The organism is Tolypothrix campylonemoides VB511288_2 (assembly GCF_045999855.1).
Lineage (GTDB): Bacteria > Cyanobacteriota > Cyanobacteriia > Cyanobacteriales > Nostocaceae > Scytonema > Scytonema bouteillei_A.
Genome location: NZ_JBFPMW010000002.1, coordinates 918029 through 931151, shown reverse-complemented (window position 1 = coordinate 931151; position 13123 = coordinate 918029). Strand labels below are relative to the sequence as shown.

General features: G+C 41.7%; 12 protein-coding genes. 7 read left to right on the top strand and 5 right to left on the bottom strand.

The features are described 5' to 3' along the window. The 3 genes from AB0756_RS08400 to AB0756_RS08390 all read left to right on the top strand — a co-directional run bounded on the left by AB0756_RS08400 (position 1) and on the right by AB0756_RS08390 (position 1723). Entirely contained in the window at positions 1-468 is a 468-nt protein-coding gene (locus AB0756_RS08400) for a chemotaxis protein CheW (protein WP_038085065.1), read from the top strand. A gap of 120 nt (positions 469-588) precedes the next feature. Further along, positions 589-909 (top strand): 2Fe-2S iron-sulfur cluster-binding protein, encoded by a 321-nt coding sequence (locus AB0756_RS08395; RefSeq protein ID WP_038085067.1) that lies wholly within the window; start codon positions 589-591, stop codon positions 907-909. Positions 910-988: 79 nt separating this feature from the next. Then, complete coding sequence (locus AB0756_RS08390) at positions 989-1723, top strand: glutathione peroxidase (protein WP_038085076.1); 735 nt, start codon at positions 989-991, stop codon at positions 1721-1723. 326 nt (positions 1724-2049) lie between these two features. On the opposite strand, the gene AB0756_RS08385 is transcribed toward AB0756_RS08390, so the two are convergent. From AB0756_RS08385 to AB0756_RS08370, 4 genes are all read right to left on the bottom strand, one after another. Beyond that, the gene (locus AB0756_RS08385) at positions 2050-3663 is read right to left on the bottom strand and encodes a PhnE/PtxC family ABC transporter permease (protein WP_038085069.1); all 1614 of its coding nucleotides are present in this window, start codon (positions 3661-3663) and stop codon (positions 2050-2052) included. Positions 3664-3896: 233 nt separating this feature from the next. After that, positions 3897-4655, bottom strand: coding sequence for a phosphonate ABC transporter ATP-binding protein (locus AB0756_RS08380; protein ID WP_038085071.1), 759 nt, complete (start codon positions 4653-4655; stop codon positions 3897-3899). An 18-nt stretch (positions 4656-4673) separates the two neighbouring features. Beyond that, positions 4674-5594: a putative selenate ABC transporter substrate-binding protein gene (locus AB0756_RS08375; RefSeq protein WP_038085072.1), complete on the bottom strand. Its 921-nt coding sequence runs from the start codon at positions 5592-5594 to the stop codon at positions 4674-4676. A 302-nt stretch (positions 5595-5896) separates the two neighbouring features. Continuing rightward, complete coding sequence (locus tag AB0756_RS08370) at positions 5897-8950, bottom strand: NACHT domain-containing protein (protein ID WP_167844623.1); 3054 nt, start codon at positions 8948-8950, stop codon at positions 5897-5899. A gap of 283 nt (positions 8951-9233) precedes the next feature. On the opposite strand from AB0756_RS08370, the gene AB0756_RS08365 reads away from it, so the two are divergent. Next, positions 9234-9617 carry an alr0857 family protein gene (locus AB0756_RS08365; protein WP_038085079.1) on the top strand — a complete coding sequence of 128 codons (384 nt, stop codon included), beginning with the start codon at positions 9234-9236 and terminating at the stop codon, positions 9615-9617. Positions 9618-9635: 18 nt separating this feature from the next. On the opposite strand, the gene AB0756_RS08360 is transcribed toward AB0756_RS08365, so the two are convergent. After that, positions 9636-9788: a hypothetical protein gene (locus tag AB0756_RS08360; RefSeq protein WP_153021535.1), complete on the bottom strand. Its 153-nt coding sequence runs from the start codon at positions 9786-9788 to the stop codon at positions 9636-9638. A 132-nt stretch (positions 9789-9920) separates the two neighbouring features. On the opposite strand from AB0756_RS08360, the gene AB0756_RS08355 reads away from it, so the two are divergent. The 3 genes from AB0756_RS08355 to AB0756_RS08345 all read left to right on the top strand — a co-directional run bounded on the left by AB0756_RS08355 (position 9921) and on the right by AB0756_RS08345 (position 13094). After that, on the top strand, positions 9921-11354 hold the full coding sequence (locus tag AB0756_RS08355) for a hypothetical protein (RefSeq protein ID WP_038085074.1): 1434 nt from the start codon (positions 9921-9923) through the stop codon (positions 11352-11354). Positions 11355-11412: 58 nt separating this feature from the next. Then, positions 11413-12597 carry an ARPP-2 domain-containing protein gene (locus tag AB0756_RS08350; RefSeq protein ID WP_038081431.1) on the top strand — a complete coding sequence of 395 codons (1185 nt, stop codon included), beginning with the start codon at positions 11413-11415 and terminating at the stop codon, positions 12595-12597. Between the two features lie 182 nt (positions 12598-12779). Then, complete coding sequence (locus AB0756_RS08345; protein ID WP_038081429.1) at positions 12780-13094, top strand: RNA recognition motif domain-containing protein; 315 nt, start codon at positions 12780-12782, stop codon at positions 13092-13094. Positions 13095-13123: the final 29 nt, after the last annotated feature.

The following is a 13123-nucleotide window of genomic DNA, read 5'->3' as shown; positions in this document are numbered from 1 at the left end:
GTGGAACGCGAAACAAATACAGAAAAATTTATTGTTTTTAAAGTAGCAGATTATTTTTTAGGAATGTCTATTAACGATGTGCTAAAAGTTATAAATTGTTCGTCTCTCCACAGTACAAGACTGATACAAATGGGGTTAGTGCAAGTAGGCAATCACACGATTAAACTCTTAGATTTACAGCAACATTTAAATTTAGATAGCTTACCTCAGTTATCGGGTAACGAATCGTTTTTGGTAATTACACGTGATTCAGAAGGAGAATTGTGTGGGGTATTAGTTCACGAACCACCCGATTTAATCGAGTTACCACCCGAAACCATACGCCCGCTTCCAAGATCGGACATTTACAGCAAAGCAACCCCTGACATCGTCAGTCATGTCGCTGTTTTATCTTCCGAAGAAATGATAAAAACGATTTTTTTGCTAGATTTAAAGCGTACCATAACAATTCCCAGCAATCATATTTAACTGGTTAACAGAAATTTGATAAAATCGCACCCAAAAGCGCAAAAAATATTGTGCTTTGTGTAAGAACCGCATATACAGGCGGATACATCCAGATGAACTTGTAATTTATGCGGATAAATCATGAATGCGTATAAAATAACACTCGTTAACCGCAATAATTATACTCTTGAGGTGGCTGGCGATCGATACATATTGGATGCAGCAGAAGCAGCAGGATTGCGATTACCTGTGGGGTGTCGATATGGAGCTTGTATCACTTGTGCAGCACGTTTGCTTGAAGGTGAGGTTGAGCAGTATCAAGCAGTTGCTCTCAAGCCAGCACAAGAAGCAATGGGTTACGTGCTTCTTTGCATTGCCTATCCTCGTTCTGATTGCAAGTTTGAAGTCGGGGTAGAGTCTCAAGACCAACTTTATATCAATCCGTTTAAAGGTTGTCGTTAATTAGTAAATTTTTACTTGAAAAGTCGGACTCATAATGAGTATGATTTATCAGAAGATTTACGAAGGAGCCGCTCTACTCATGTTAGCTAATAAAGAAGGACAAAGAGTTCCTAATGTAACATTCCGTTTACGTCAAGATCACAATTGGGTAAATTTCACTACCAATGACTTGTTCGGAGGTAAAACTGTCATCGTCTTTTCCCTTCCAGGCGCATTTACACCAACTTGCTCCTCAACCCATGTTCCCGGTTACAACCAATTGGCAAGAGTTTTTAAAGAAAATGGGGTAGATGATATCATTTGCATTTCCGTGAATGATGCTTTTGTAATGAATGAATGGGCAAAAGACCAACAGGCTCAAAACATCAGGTTTGTAGCTGATGGCAATGGTGAATTTACAGAAGGTATGGGAATGCTAGTCGATAAATCCGACTTGGGCTTCGGGAAGAGGTCTTGGCGCTATTCCATGTTGGTAAAAAATGGCATCATTGAAAAGATGTTTATTGAGCCAGAAGAACCAGGCGATCCCTTTAAAGTATCTGATGCTGAGACAATGCTGAGATACATCAACCCTCAAGCGGCAAAACCTCAATTGGTTTCCTTGTTCACAAGAGTTGGTTGTCCTTATTGTGCTCGCGCCAAAGAGATGCTATCCGGACGTGGCATTGATTATGAAGAAATCGTTTTGGGTAAAGATGTAACCGCTCGTACATTACAAGCTGTGACAGGTGCATCTACAGTTCCCCAAGTGTTTGTTGATGGCAAATTAATTGGTGGTTCCGAAGCACTGGCTGATTACTTAAGTGCTGTGTAATTTTTGAATGTGCAACCGCAATTTCCAGTTTTTTTAGATACCCCCAACCCCCCTAAAAAAAGGCTGCGGTTGTGTACACAAGTCTTATAAAGTGCATTTTTGCGGTTTCGATCCCCCCTAACCCCCCTTAAAAAGGGGGGAAACAGTCAACAAAAGCTCTACACAGTACACAGTATCGGGGCGTATCTTGCGCTTCTGGTTGTAGGAATCGATTTTGGTTTGTGGTTGTCTTAGGCAAACCCTTTCTCTTTTTTATTATAATAATTCTCATTTTTTTTAAAGGCTGTCTTTTGTTTTTTTGGAATAATTTGTTCTCTGAAAGTCCCTTACCTGAAAGATCGACGCATCAGAGTGCTTATTATATCTACAAAAAAAGTAAGTACTATCAGAACAATTAAAGTGGTCAGCAAACCCCTGTAATCAAAGCTACCAAGCTGTTCTGTTAAAAGACGACCCAAACCACCAGCACCGACAAAACCAACAATGACTGTAGCACGAACGCAAACTTCCCAACGATAGAGGATATAGGCAAGGAAGCGGGGAAAAGTTAGGGGAATGGTGGCATAGAGAAAGATTTGAGAATGACTGGCACCTAAAGCTTGTAGCGATCGCAATGGTCTATCATCTAAATTTTCTATTACCTCTGCCATTAATCGCCCCAAGATACCCAAGTTGTGGATAGCTAGAGCGATCGCACCCGGTAAAATTCCAGGAAACATGACAAACAGAAGGATTAAAGCCCACACAGGTTCGGGAACAGCACGAGCAAAAAGGAGTAAGAAACGAGTTAAGGGGACGACAGCAGAAGGAAGAGATTTTACCCCCATTTTCCTGACTGCAAAAAAGGAAAGTAATATACCTCCCAAACCTGCGCCTGCGATCGCTAAAACGGACATAGCCAAAGTTTGTGCTGAAAGGGTCAAGATTCGATCGAGCAGAGAAATATCTGGAGGAAATAGATTCTGAAAAACTTCTGACAGGAGTTGTGCGGTACGGGGCGACCAAAGTTTTGTAAAATCAGCTTTCACATACCAAAAAGAGAATATTAATAGAATAAGAGCAGCCACTAAGGAAAAAGCAACTACCGGATCTCGTTCTCGAACCAGCTTTTGCCGTTGCTTGAAATGCAGCACATTTAAATCCAAACGACTCGGAACACCCAAACGCTGACGCAACCAACCACTTAAAAAATCCGTGCTACCACTTAAAAACAGCAAAGCAAATAACAAGGTCCACATTTGCTGGTAACGCAGTGATTTGAGACTGAGAAGAATTTGATAACCCAAACCCCCCGCACCAATAATACCCAACACCGCAGCAGAACGAATCGAACACTCAAAACGATAAAAACTGTAGGAAAGTAGATTGGGGAAAGCTTGAGGAATCAAACTGTAAGTAAAAGCCTTTAGAGGAGAAACACCACTGTTTAGTAATGCTAATAAAGGAGCGCGAGGAGTTTCATCAAAAATTTCAGAAAATACCTTAGCAGTGATAGCACCAAAAGGAATTGCGATCGCCAAAACAGCAACCAGTGGATCGAGACCAAAAATATTCAGAAAAAACAAACCCCAAACCAATTCGTGAATCGCTCTGGGAATTGCTAAAATTGCCCGTATAACTAACCAAGGAACTGGAAAACCTCTTAACGAAACTGACTTCCACCAAATCTCACACGATAAAATACCGCCCACAAACCCAATGAAAACACTCAAAAACGTGCCACACACAGCATAGGCAAAAGTTTTCAGAGTTGCATCCCAAGTTAACAACAAAAATTCCCCATTCAATTCCGGTGAAAACGCCGCCAAGAAAAAGCGGACAACAAGATTCCAGCCTCCTGTATTTATTAAATCTTGCTGAAACACCCCAGCAATATGTAAAGACCAAACCAATAAAACAACAAACAGTAACCACCAGAAATTTTGCCAATTTAATTTCATTTGTTTAGTTGTTAGTCGTCTCCCTTATCTCCCTTGTCCCCCTTATTTCCCTTATCTCGCCCCTCTCCTTTGTCCCTCACCCATTTCTCTTCGCATCCTCTGCAGCTAGTGGTCCACCACATAAGTTTTAATGGGTAAAACGATGTTCAAGCTCATCCTCTTTTTCTCTTCCTCTGCGCCCTCTGCGCCTCTGCGGTTTTTCAATCAACCCTCAAATTCAATGTGGTGAACCACTAGTGCGATTCAATCCTATATAATTCCTCAATAACTCCTGTAGAAACCTCCCGAGCAGGAAGATCGAACAAAATTTCCCCCTTTCGCAAACCTACGATGCGTTGAAAATAACTGCGAGCATATTCAATAGCATGCAAACTAGTTACCAAAGTTTTCCCTGACTCTTTACTCAACTGACACAACAAATCCATCACTTCACGACCGCGTTCTGGATCGAGACTGGATATAGGTTCATCCGCAAGGATAGCAGCAGGATCTTGCACCAATACGCGAGCTATAGCCACCCGTTGTTGCTGTCCGCCAGACAATCGGCTTGTACGTTCGTAAAGCTTTTCAGGAATTCCCACTTGTGCTAGCGCTTGATAAGCTGTTTGTACCTCCAACGGGTAAATTAGGGAAATCGCTGCTTTTAAGAATGACCAACGTCCTAAATGTCCCGCGTTGATATTATGAATAACTTGTAAGTTATCGACTAAATGAAATTGTTGGTAAATAGTACCAATTTGCCTTTGCACTTGTCGAAGAGATTTGGGACTCAAATTCACTAAGTTACGACCCAGTACCCACACTTCTCCCCGAGTTGGTTGCAGTGTACCATTAAGCAAGCTGATTAAAGTGCTTTTGCCAGCACCGCTTGCACCAACAAGAGCAAGCCGTTCGCCCGAGTAAATTTTCAAGTTGATATTTGTGAGAGACTGGAAATTTCCAAATTGTTTTGTCACGTTTTTCAGTTCAAACATGAGTGTACCTCGGGTCATCAGCGAACGGTGGCTAAATTATTTTATTTTGCCAATTTTGCGACCAATTTGTTCAATTTGTGCATAATTTTCATTCTTTGTAGGAATAAATTTTTCTGCTTGTAAAAGATCGAGAATTTCTTTTTGCTCTGGTATCTTGGGATCTAATTTAAACAATGCGGTTTGAACTTTTTTGACAAAATCTTCGCCATAGCGCTTTTTAACTTGAGGGTTAATCACCCAGTGATAATCGTAATATTCTGGAGTGCGCCAGATAACTTCTACTTTGCTTAAGTCTATTTCTTTAGCTTCAAGACGCTTTTGCCAAATTTTTTCGTTCAATACACCTGTCTGAAAACTTCCTGCTTCGACAAGTTTAAGTGTTTTGTCGTGGTCACCAGAAAAACCTGCTTCACCTTTGAAGTCTGTGAGTTTTACACCAGCTTGTTCTAGAAAGTATTGTGGCATTAAACGACCTGATGTGGATGATTCACTACCGAAAGTAAAGGTACGTCCTTTAAGTTGTTTGAGGTCTGAGATATCTTTAAAGGGTTTGAGCCCAATTTTTTTATTAGCAATAAATACGCTATGGAATTTTTCATCTACATCACGTTGAGCAATAGCTTCCGCACCGGGAACTTGCAGCCTTGCTTGAACGCCAGTTAATCCTCCAAACCACACTAAGTCTAAATCACCAACTTTAAATGCTGTCACGGCTGCTGTATAATCAGTGACTGGCTTGTATTCTACGGTAACTCCAAGCTCTTTTTGTAAATAAGAAGCTAATTTGGTATACTGCCTTTGAAGTTTCTCTGGATCTTGATCGGGAATTGCTCCGGTGACTAGGGATTTTGTTTCTTTCGCAGTTGTTGTCTGTGAAGTTTCGGTTGTGTTGGAAGAACAAGCTGTTAATGATACTAAGATGAGAAACAACCCCGATACAAAAAGTTTCTGTAGCATTCGTTTTATGCAGTATACAATTTGCAAGACAAAGTAAAATTTTACAACATTAGGAATACTCATACCATTTCTGTATAAAGCAGATTCGGAGTATGTGAGGTACAGTATCTAATTCAAATTCCGATGTTTAAAAGCCACGCTGCAATTTTTGTACCTCACATACCTCAAAAGTGCTGTACCCCTCTCCTAGGAAACCTTGCAATTTCTTAGGAGAGGGGTAATTAGAATTTTAAGCGCAACCTCATATTTAAGCGCAACCTCATATAGAATTGGGATCGGTCAGTTGTGCAAATAATTAATTGTTATTCGTTTGTAGGATTGTCATTGCCAACCCTACTGCTCTGGTCTTTATTGTGACCTATGGCTCGCCTGTCACTGATACAGTGCCATATTCTAAAAAACTCTACATAATTCATTTTTTCCGAGCAATACCATATAAGTTTATAACAGTGACGAAATTCCTCTAATTCGTTTTCTGTGACTTCATCAGAAAAACAGTTTTTTAATAAGCTTATTAATTCTGGTATTTGTTCGTCAAGAAGAATTTTTTTAAAATTATCTGCTGTCCGCTTGCGAACCAGTTCGCTACTTGCGTTTTTTACAAGATTGACTAAGGCATAAAATGCTATTCTGTTACCTGGATCGATTTTGGCTAACCTGCACGCTCTTCGTCTTTTACTATCTTCATCTGTAGTCAGTGCTATTCCTTCCACTAGAGAAGTTATGACTCTAGCATTACCACTAGTCTGTTCTATTTGATTGTGGTGTAAAAGTGCCTCTCTATCTTCTAAATTGCCAAATTCTTGATGCAAAATTTCTTTTTTCCCACGAAGCACTTTTAGATTCTCTTCTGCTTGTTGTCTTAAAGCATCATGAGTTGTTGTATTGATAATTTTTTCAAGTGTAGAGACAGCAATTGGATTTTCTGGAGCAATTTTGCCCAAGCTATAAGCAGCTTTCCGACGAGTAGAGTCCTTTCGGGTAGAATCAATAATTTGTATCAGTGCTGCGATCGCAACTGGGTTACCTGGATCAACTTTTCCCAAGCTATCTGCTGCTTGCCAGCAGAGATTTTCGTGCTGGATGGATGTTACTATATGCTCTAAAGCTGCGATCGCAATTCGATTCCCCGGATCGAAAACTTTTCCCAAACTGTAAGCAGCATTCCATTTGTCAAAGTCGTTTTGGCTGGTTTGGATAAACTCTTCTAGAGATGCGATCGCGCATCTGCGGTCTGTCTTCAACAATGCAATTCGTGCGCCCTCCAAAATAGGAGAGGGAAAGCGCCACCACTTTTGTTTAACGACATGGTAATAACCAAATCGCCACTCAATCAGCTGTCGTACAATTTTATGACATAAAGAACACTCTGCAAACTCAGCAATTCCTTGTGCTGCCAGAAAATAAGCTTGATAGCTAAAAAAACCACCGCAACCGTCCTTAAATTGGGTCAGTGCTTGAATAAATTCTTCCTTATGTGCTTGCGGTATACTCTCCCTTCCCAACCATAACAAAATAATTTGCCGCCATTCAGGTTCAAAAATACGGAAAGTAGGGAGTAGGGTATTTTCACCGCTCACCTCTCCCCACTCACCACTCTCCCAATTTAGAAAAAAATGCCAATCGCAAACGGCAAGTGCGGCAAAGTATTCTTGAAAAGTGGGGTGGTAGAAAGCATAAACTTTTTCCCCTTGGGTTTCTGATATTCCTACTTGATTCAGCCAACCCAGTTGTAGTGCTAACTGAAACATCCCTTCATCGGGCGCACCTAATACTTGGCAAACAAAGCGATGGTTGAGCCGAAATTTAGTTTTTTCTTGCGCCATAGCCTGTAGCGCTAATTTTCCTAATGCCTTATTTAATTCTTGACGCTGGGTGGAAGTTGTGGGAAATCGATCTTGTTTCCATTCATATATAGCTTCCACAAACTGCTCGTAAAGCATAGCTTTAGTATTGGGCAATCCTCCCCGTCTCAATCCCCAGCTGTGGCACATGAGCGCCAAGCGTAGCGGATTTTTGACTGCATCTTTTATCCGCCCTTTCCCCGGTTGATCTAATTCCGATCTTAATTTCTGTCCCAATTCAGGATTGTCGCGAAACCATCGATAAATAAAGACCCCTACTTGGTCTGGTGTTTGAGAATCCCCGTAAGTAAAATTTAGGTTGCGATAAGTATCAAAAGATTCTAAAGCATTTTTTCCCGCATCCCAAACATTAAGCCGACAAGTCAGTATAACTCTCGCATCTGCTACCCACCCCTTTAAGAAACTAGCAATTTTGGTCAAAGCATGACTGAATTCCATTGCCATTTCATCAACTGCGTCTAGCAGTAACCATACTCTTCCTTGGTTGAACTGTTCGCAAAATGCCTCTTGTATTTCCTGGGAAACAGAGAGCTTGCGAGTCGCCGACCGCAGCCAATCCTGAACGAGATACTGTTCCAAAGTCTTTCCCTGTAAATCTGCGAGCGAGACCCAAACAGGTAAATCTTCTGTATTATCCAATACCCAAAACGCAATCCTTTGCAGTAAGGTGGTTTTTCCTGCACCTGGTTCTCCAACTATGGCAATCCGCTTGCTGCGCCTTTGCCTGAGAACCTGTTCCAAAAATTCATCGGGTGTAAAAGTTTGAGTAACCACCCTATCTTCTGCTTCATATAATTGCGAACCTTGAACGGGAGAAACATCTTCACTGCGCCTATCTCTGTGTTTTCGTTCCATTAGTCCCAAAGGCACATATACTTCATCTAGCTCGAAACTCAACCCATCCAAACTTGTTAGGGGATTAGTCGTTAACCGTCTTTGATTTTGTGCCTCTAGGGTACTGCGGCATAGTTGTTGCCAGTTGGGAGACACGGATGGAGAGCTAGGGGGAGAACAGAGGAAAATTTCTCCCTTGTCCCCCTTGTCCCCCCTCTCCCCCTTGTCCCCCAACTTCGACTTTTCAGGGCGACGGGTTTCCCACTCCGTGTCAAACTGTCGTAAGTTAGCTTCCTTATCCCAACGGCTGTACCACAGCTTGAGTGTAAAGTGCCAAGTTTCCGAACCACCCCGCGATGCACGATTATCTTCCAGAATCTCCAAAAAATCCTCAAATCGCTTCAACGCTTCCTTAATTTGTTCGCCGTTTAACGAATTTTGCTCTGACTCCAAACTTGTCAACGCTATCAAAAATCTAACTTTCGTTCTTACAACCAAGCGATTCTCTGTTTGCCATCGTATCTGAACTTGAGGGCGAAGCGCATCCAATGCTGCTTCGTTGAACTCACCCAATTCATCAGTAGCATACATTAACAGTACTTCTAACAAGCGCTTTGCTCGTTTTTTTGCTTCTGGGCCATAGCTTGGTCTTGCCATCGTTGTTAGGGGCTGGGGAATGGGGAACTCGGGACGTCCACGAAGTCGGAATTAGGGGCATGGAGGTTGGAAAATGGAATAGGGCTCTTTCTCCTAGTTTCCATTGACTTAAAAGTTCGGGGATTCCCCCAAGTTTAACAACTTCCCCTAAGAGTCTAATCCAGATTTTACAAGCTTTTTCACTGTTGCGACTTTTGTTAGCTTTAGGGAATTTGTTCCAAGTAAAGTGATGTATAGAAAAGGAAACACCAAAGATTCTATAACCGTATGTCTGGAAGTTGATATGCTGAAACTAACTTATACTGAAAATAACTTCACCCTAGAGCGTTTAAATGAATCTTTGGAAGATTGGCTTAACATTAGAGTCGCACTGGCTGTACGCTTAGCCACGGGTATCCACGTTGAACCCACTACTGCTTCTTTTCTGCTCGGGATTAAAGTTTCTTGCTTGCTTGAGATGGAAAGCTCAATTCAGGAAGATAGTATAAAAATTTACCCTTGTGATGCTGACTTTGTTGAGGTTGTTCTCAAAGGTCTTTGGGTGACATCAGATGTAGAAAGTGAAACAGGTGTTTTTGTGGCTGCACTTTCACCATCTACAGAATTATTGTTGCAGCGACTGTCGCAATTATCAGTAACCTGTTATCAGTCATCCGTTCGCGGTTAACTGATATTATTTGAGATTTTAAATTTTGGATTGAGAACGCGATCGCTCATCCAAAATATTCAGTCTTGCTGTTTGTGGGACTTTTGTGCGACTTCCGTCATAGCCTGTTAAGCTGTTCAACCTAAGTCGTGCGTCCTTTCCCCAAACAGCATCCTCATTTATGGGAATCATCTAGTAGGATACTCTAAAAATCCCCCTTAAAAAGGGGAATTTAGAGAGATCTGTGAAACTTTGATACATTATCAAAAACTTTTCAAACATCCATTTCAAAGATTCTGTTAATTATATTTTTTATCTTAGGTTATGGCTGCTAATTCAAATCAGCGAGTCGAGCAGGTAGCACGAGAAGATTTAGTTATGTTTATTAATGCTTGTCTTGCCTGCACCGGACAAAAAGAATTTTATGATGATGCCTTCGGTCAGCAAGTTTCTATCAATTTTTTACATGACTATATTATAGGTAATTACCGCTTGCTCTATACACGCACTTTAGCGTCTGGTATCAATCACTTTAATCAGGCACAAATTATTTTAAAACTATTAGCAACGGGGCGAGATGTTAAAACAGATTACCGTAAAGAAGAAGGCGCATTAATTGCAGCAGCACTAAAACAATTACCTCCACAAAGGGCTTGGGGAGTATTGCAACAGTTGCGGAAACAGCGAATTAATAACCGCCGCAGTCGAGCGATCGCACGCGAGTATGTTCAACAGCGTCGAGATATCAGCTTTGATGCTGTCAAATATCGTTCCAAGGTAAGAGCAATTGTTTCTCATGCCCACCTCAAACTGCAAGGCGAACTAGGAAACTTTCTTTTTCAAAACTGGAAACAAAAAGTTTACGAAACAGAATTATTTGAAAAGTTTCGTCAGGCACATTATAGCGCTGAAGCTGTTTATGACTTACCATTTACGATTGCAGAAGGTTTGGCTGCAAAGCATAAAATTCCCCGTGACGTGTTTTTGTCTCGCATTCAAGAACGCATGACTGTAACTGAAAAGCTACGTTTTCAGAATACAGCAGAACGCACTTACGAAATAGAAATTAACCTCGATTTGGGTCGTCTTCCCCTAACTCGTTTGGCATTATATATTCTCTCCTTACCTATAGAAACTCGACAGCAAGAATGGCAAACTTTAAATCGAGCGCTAGAAAAATCTGCTTGGTTGGCATTAAAAAAAGCACCTTTAAAACTGGGGCGAGTGGCAGCGGTATTGGATTGCAGCTATTCTAGTTCTGGATCTTTAGAAAAGCGCCGCCGTCCATTAGGCGTGGCATTAGCTACACATTATTTATTAAAAGCTGCATCTCAAGAATACCAAGATTTTTGGACGACACCCATAAAAGATGCTCTCCTGGTGCATCCTCGCGGACAAACTGACTTAGCCTCCCCCTTACTAGATGCTTTAGAGTGGGGAGCAGACTTAGTCATTATTGTTTCTGATGGTTGTGAGAACGATCCCCCTCGTGGTGCTGCAGAAATTTTGCGTATCTACCGTACCCGTTTAGATCCGATGCAGAAAACTTCTATAGTTCACTGCAATCCAGTTTTCACTTCAGAAGATTACTCGTTGCGTTCCCTCAGTTCTAGCATTCCTACTGTGGGGCTGAGAGACGCAGAAGATTTACCTACCTTGCTTGGCTTTGCTCGCTTTGCTGATGGTTCTGCACCTTTATCAGAACTCGAAGCATATCTAGCAAAACGAGTGGAATTGATGTTGTGTGCTAATGGCTAATAGAGCAATTAGCCATTAGCAATTAGCCATTAGCCATTAGCAATCATCAAATATTCTTATGGCAAAAAAAACTAACTTAATCGCCAACATATCATTAAAAGGATTAGACATCGCACCTTCACAAGTTTGGGGTTCGGTGCGGCTTGTACCTCTGTTGCGCCGTCAGGTGCATGGTGACTTGCGCTTGCTACGCCGTAATTATGACGAAGACCTCACAGCTGTCTCTTTAAAAGGGCAAATGATAGAACCGGGAATGAAGTACTTTTCTTATGTACCTCACGGACTGGTTATGTCTTGGACAAATGATGGTAGCCCGGTTGCTGCTTATGGGGGACAGATGGCTAACAGTGACGGAAAACGGATGGACTGTGGTTGTGTAAGCGTGCGCTTGATGCATCGCATGGCGAAGCGGGAAGGGAACAACCAATTGCGTTTTTTACCCCTGCATTTGGCAATGGAAGGTTTTTTGTCAATGTTTTTCTCTGGACCTGATATTGCTTGGAGTGAATATTCTAAGTATGCTCTTTCTTATGGTTTGGGATGCCGTTATGAAACTTCTGTGAATGGACGTGACATTGCTGGGCTAGAAGAAGCTTTGCGGGTATTTGAGATTCATGAAAAACAGGTAGGGGTGTTGGTGTTTGTTGCCGAAGCCCTCGCTTCTGCGTTTGTGGTTCCGACTCCGCAAGATTACCGACTGCTTCATACGAGTTTGCTGGAAGACTTTTATGGGGAATTGCTCTATGAGTATGGCTTGCTGTACGATACGACTTTTCCAATGGATGTGTCTGTAGAGGAGTCTAAGGTTAATAGCTTGGCAGATTTGCGGCAAGCTATACAAACAATGCGTTCTGATTGGGCATCGTTTCAAGGTTTTATGGCTTCTGGTTTGCTGGGACGTGGCGTTACATCTAAAAGAGTCTATAGTGCTGGTCCTTTTTCTCTGCAAAGATTTATTTCTGATTTGAATCCTAAAGAGGAAAATCACATCGGGGAAGCGATCGCACGTGACAGCGGAGAGTTGGAATACCTTAAAACTTATCGTCTGTCAGCTGCACAAACTCGTCGAGTTTACTTACTGAGTGTATTAGCCAAACACAATTGGAATGTGGATGCTACTGCAGCAGCATTGAATCATACTCGTGAGGAGTTTGTATATCGTCTGGAAAAAGCTGGTTTTGGTTACTTATTGAATCAACAGGTGCGGGATGCAGCACGGAAGAAAGCACGTAAGATGAAATGATGCTGTCTGGTATTTTTGACAAGCTTGAAGTTTAGCAATATTTTGAAATTTTTCAACACATTAGAAAATTTGTGTTATTATTAGTAACTAGGATTATATTCGGTTGTGCAATTTGTCTTTATCTATTTACAAGTGTCTCTCCGAATTTAACTCTCAACACCGCGTAATTTCGGAGATCTTTTATGTCAATCTATGTTGGTAACCTATCTTATGAAGTCGGACAAGACGACCTCAAACAAGTTTTTTCAGAATACGGAACTGTTAAAAACGTTCAAGTCCCCACAGACCGGGAAACAGGTCGCGTCCGGGGATTTGCCTTTGTAGAAATGGCAACAGAAGCTGAAGAAACTGCAGCTATTGAAGCTCTTGACAGTGCAGAGTGGATGGGTCGCAGCCTGAAAGTTAACAAGGCTAAGCCACGCGAAGACAAGCGTTCTTCCTTTGGTGGCGACAGACGTGGAAACAGTGGGGGCGGCTACTCTAGAGGACGCTACTAAGCTTAATATGAGTTTTGGAGATGTCCGCC

Bases quoted from the DNA above. Each gene is read 5' to 3' on its own strand.
- AB0756_RS08395 (WP_038085067.1), top strand. From the start codon at position 589: ATGAATGCGTATAAAATAACACTCGTTAACCGCAATAATTATACTCTT.
- AB0756_RS08390 (WP_038085076.1), top strand. From the start codon at position 989: ATGTTAGCTAATAAAGAAGGACAAAGAGTTCCTAATGTAACATTCCGT.
- AB0756_RS08385 (WP_038085069.1), bottom strand. From the start codon at position 3,663: ATGAAATTAAATTGGCAAAATTTCTGGTGGTTACTGTTTGTTGTTTTA.
- AB0756_RS08380 (WP_038085071.1), bottom strand. From the start codon at position 4,655: ATGACCCGAGGTACACTCATGTTTGAACTGAAAAACGTGACAAAACAA.
- AB0756_RS08375 (WP_038085072.1), bottom strand. From the start codon at position 5,594: ATGCTACAGAAACTTTTTGTATCGGGGTTGTTTCTCATCTTAGTATCA.
- AB0756_RS08370 (WP_167844623.1), bottom strand. From the start codon at position 8,950: ATGGCAAGACCAAGCTATGGCCCAGAAGCAAAAAAACGAGCAAAGCGC.
- AB0756_RS08365 (WP_038085079.1), top strand. From the start codon at position 9,234: ATGCTGAAACTAACTTATACTGAAAATAACTTCACCCTAGAGCGTTTA.
- AB0756_RS08360 (WP_153021535.1), bottom strand. From the start codon at position 9,788: ATGATTCCCATAAATGAGGATGCTGTTTGGGGAAAGGACGCACGACTT.
- AB0756_RS08355 (WP_038085074.1), top strand. From the start codon at position 9,921: ATGGCTGCTAATTCAAATCAGCGAGTCGAGCAGGTAGCACGAGAAGAT.
- AB0756_RS08350 (WP_038081431.1), top strand. From the start codon at position 11,413: ATGGCAAAAAAAACTAACTTAATCGCCAACATATCATTAAAAGGATTA.
- AB0756_RS08345 (WP_038081429.1), top strand. From the start codon at position 12,780: ATGTCAATCTATGTTGGTAACCTATCTTATGAAGTCGGACAAGACGAC.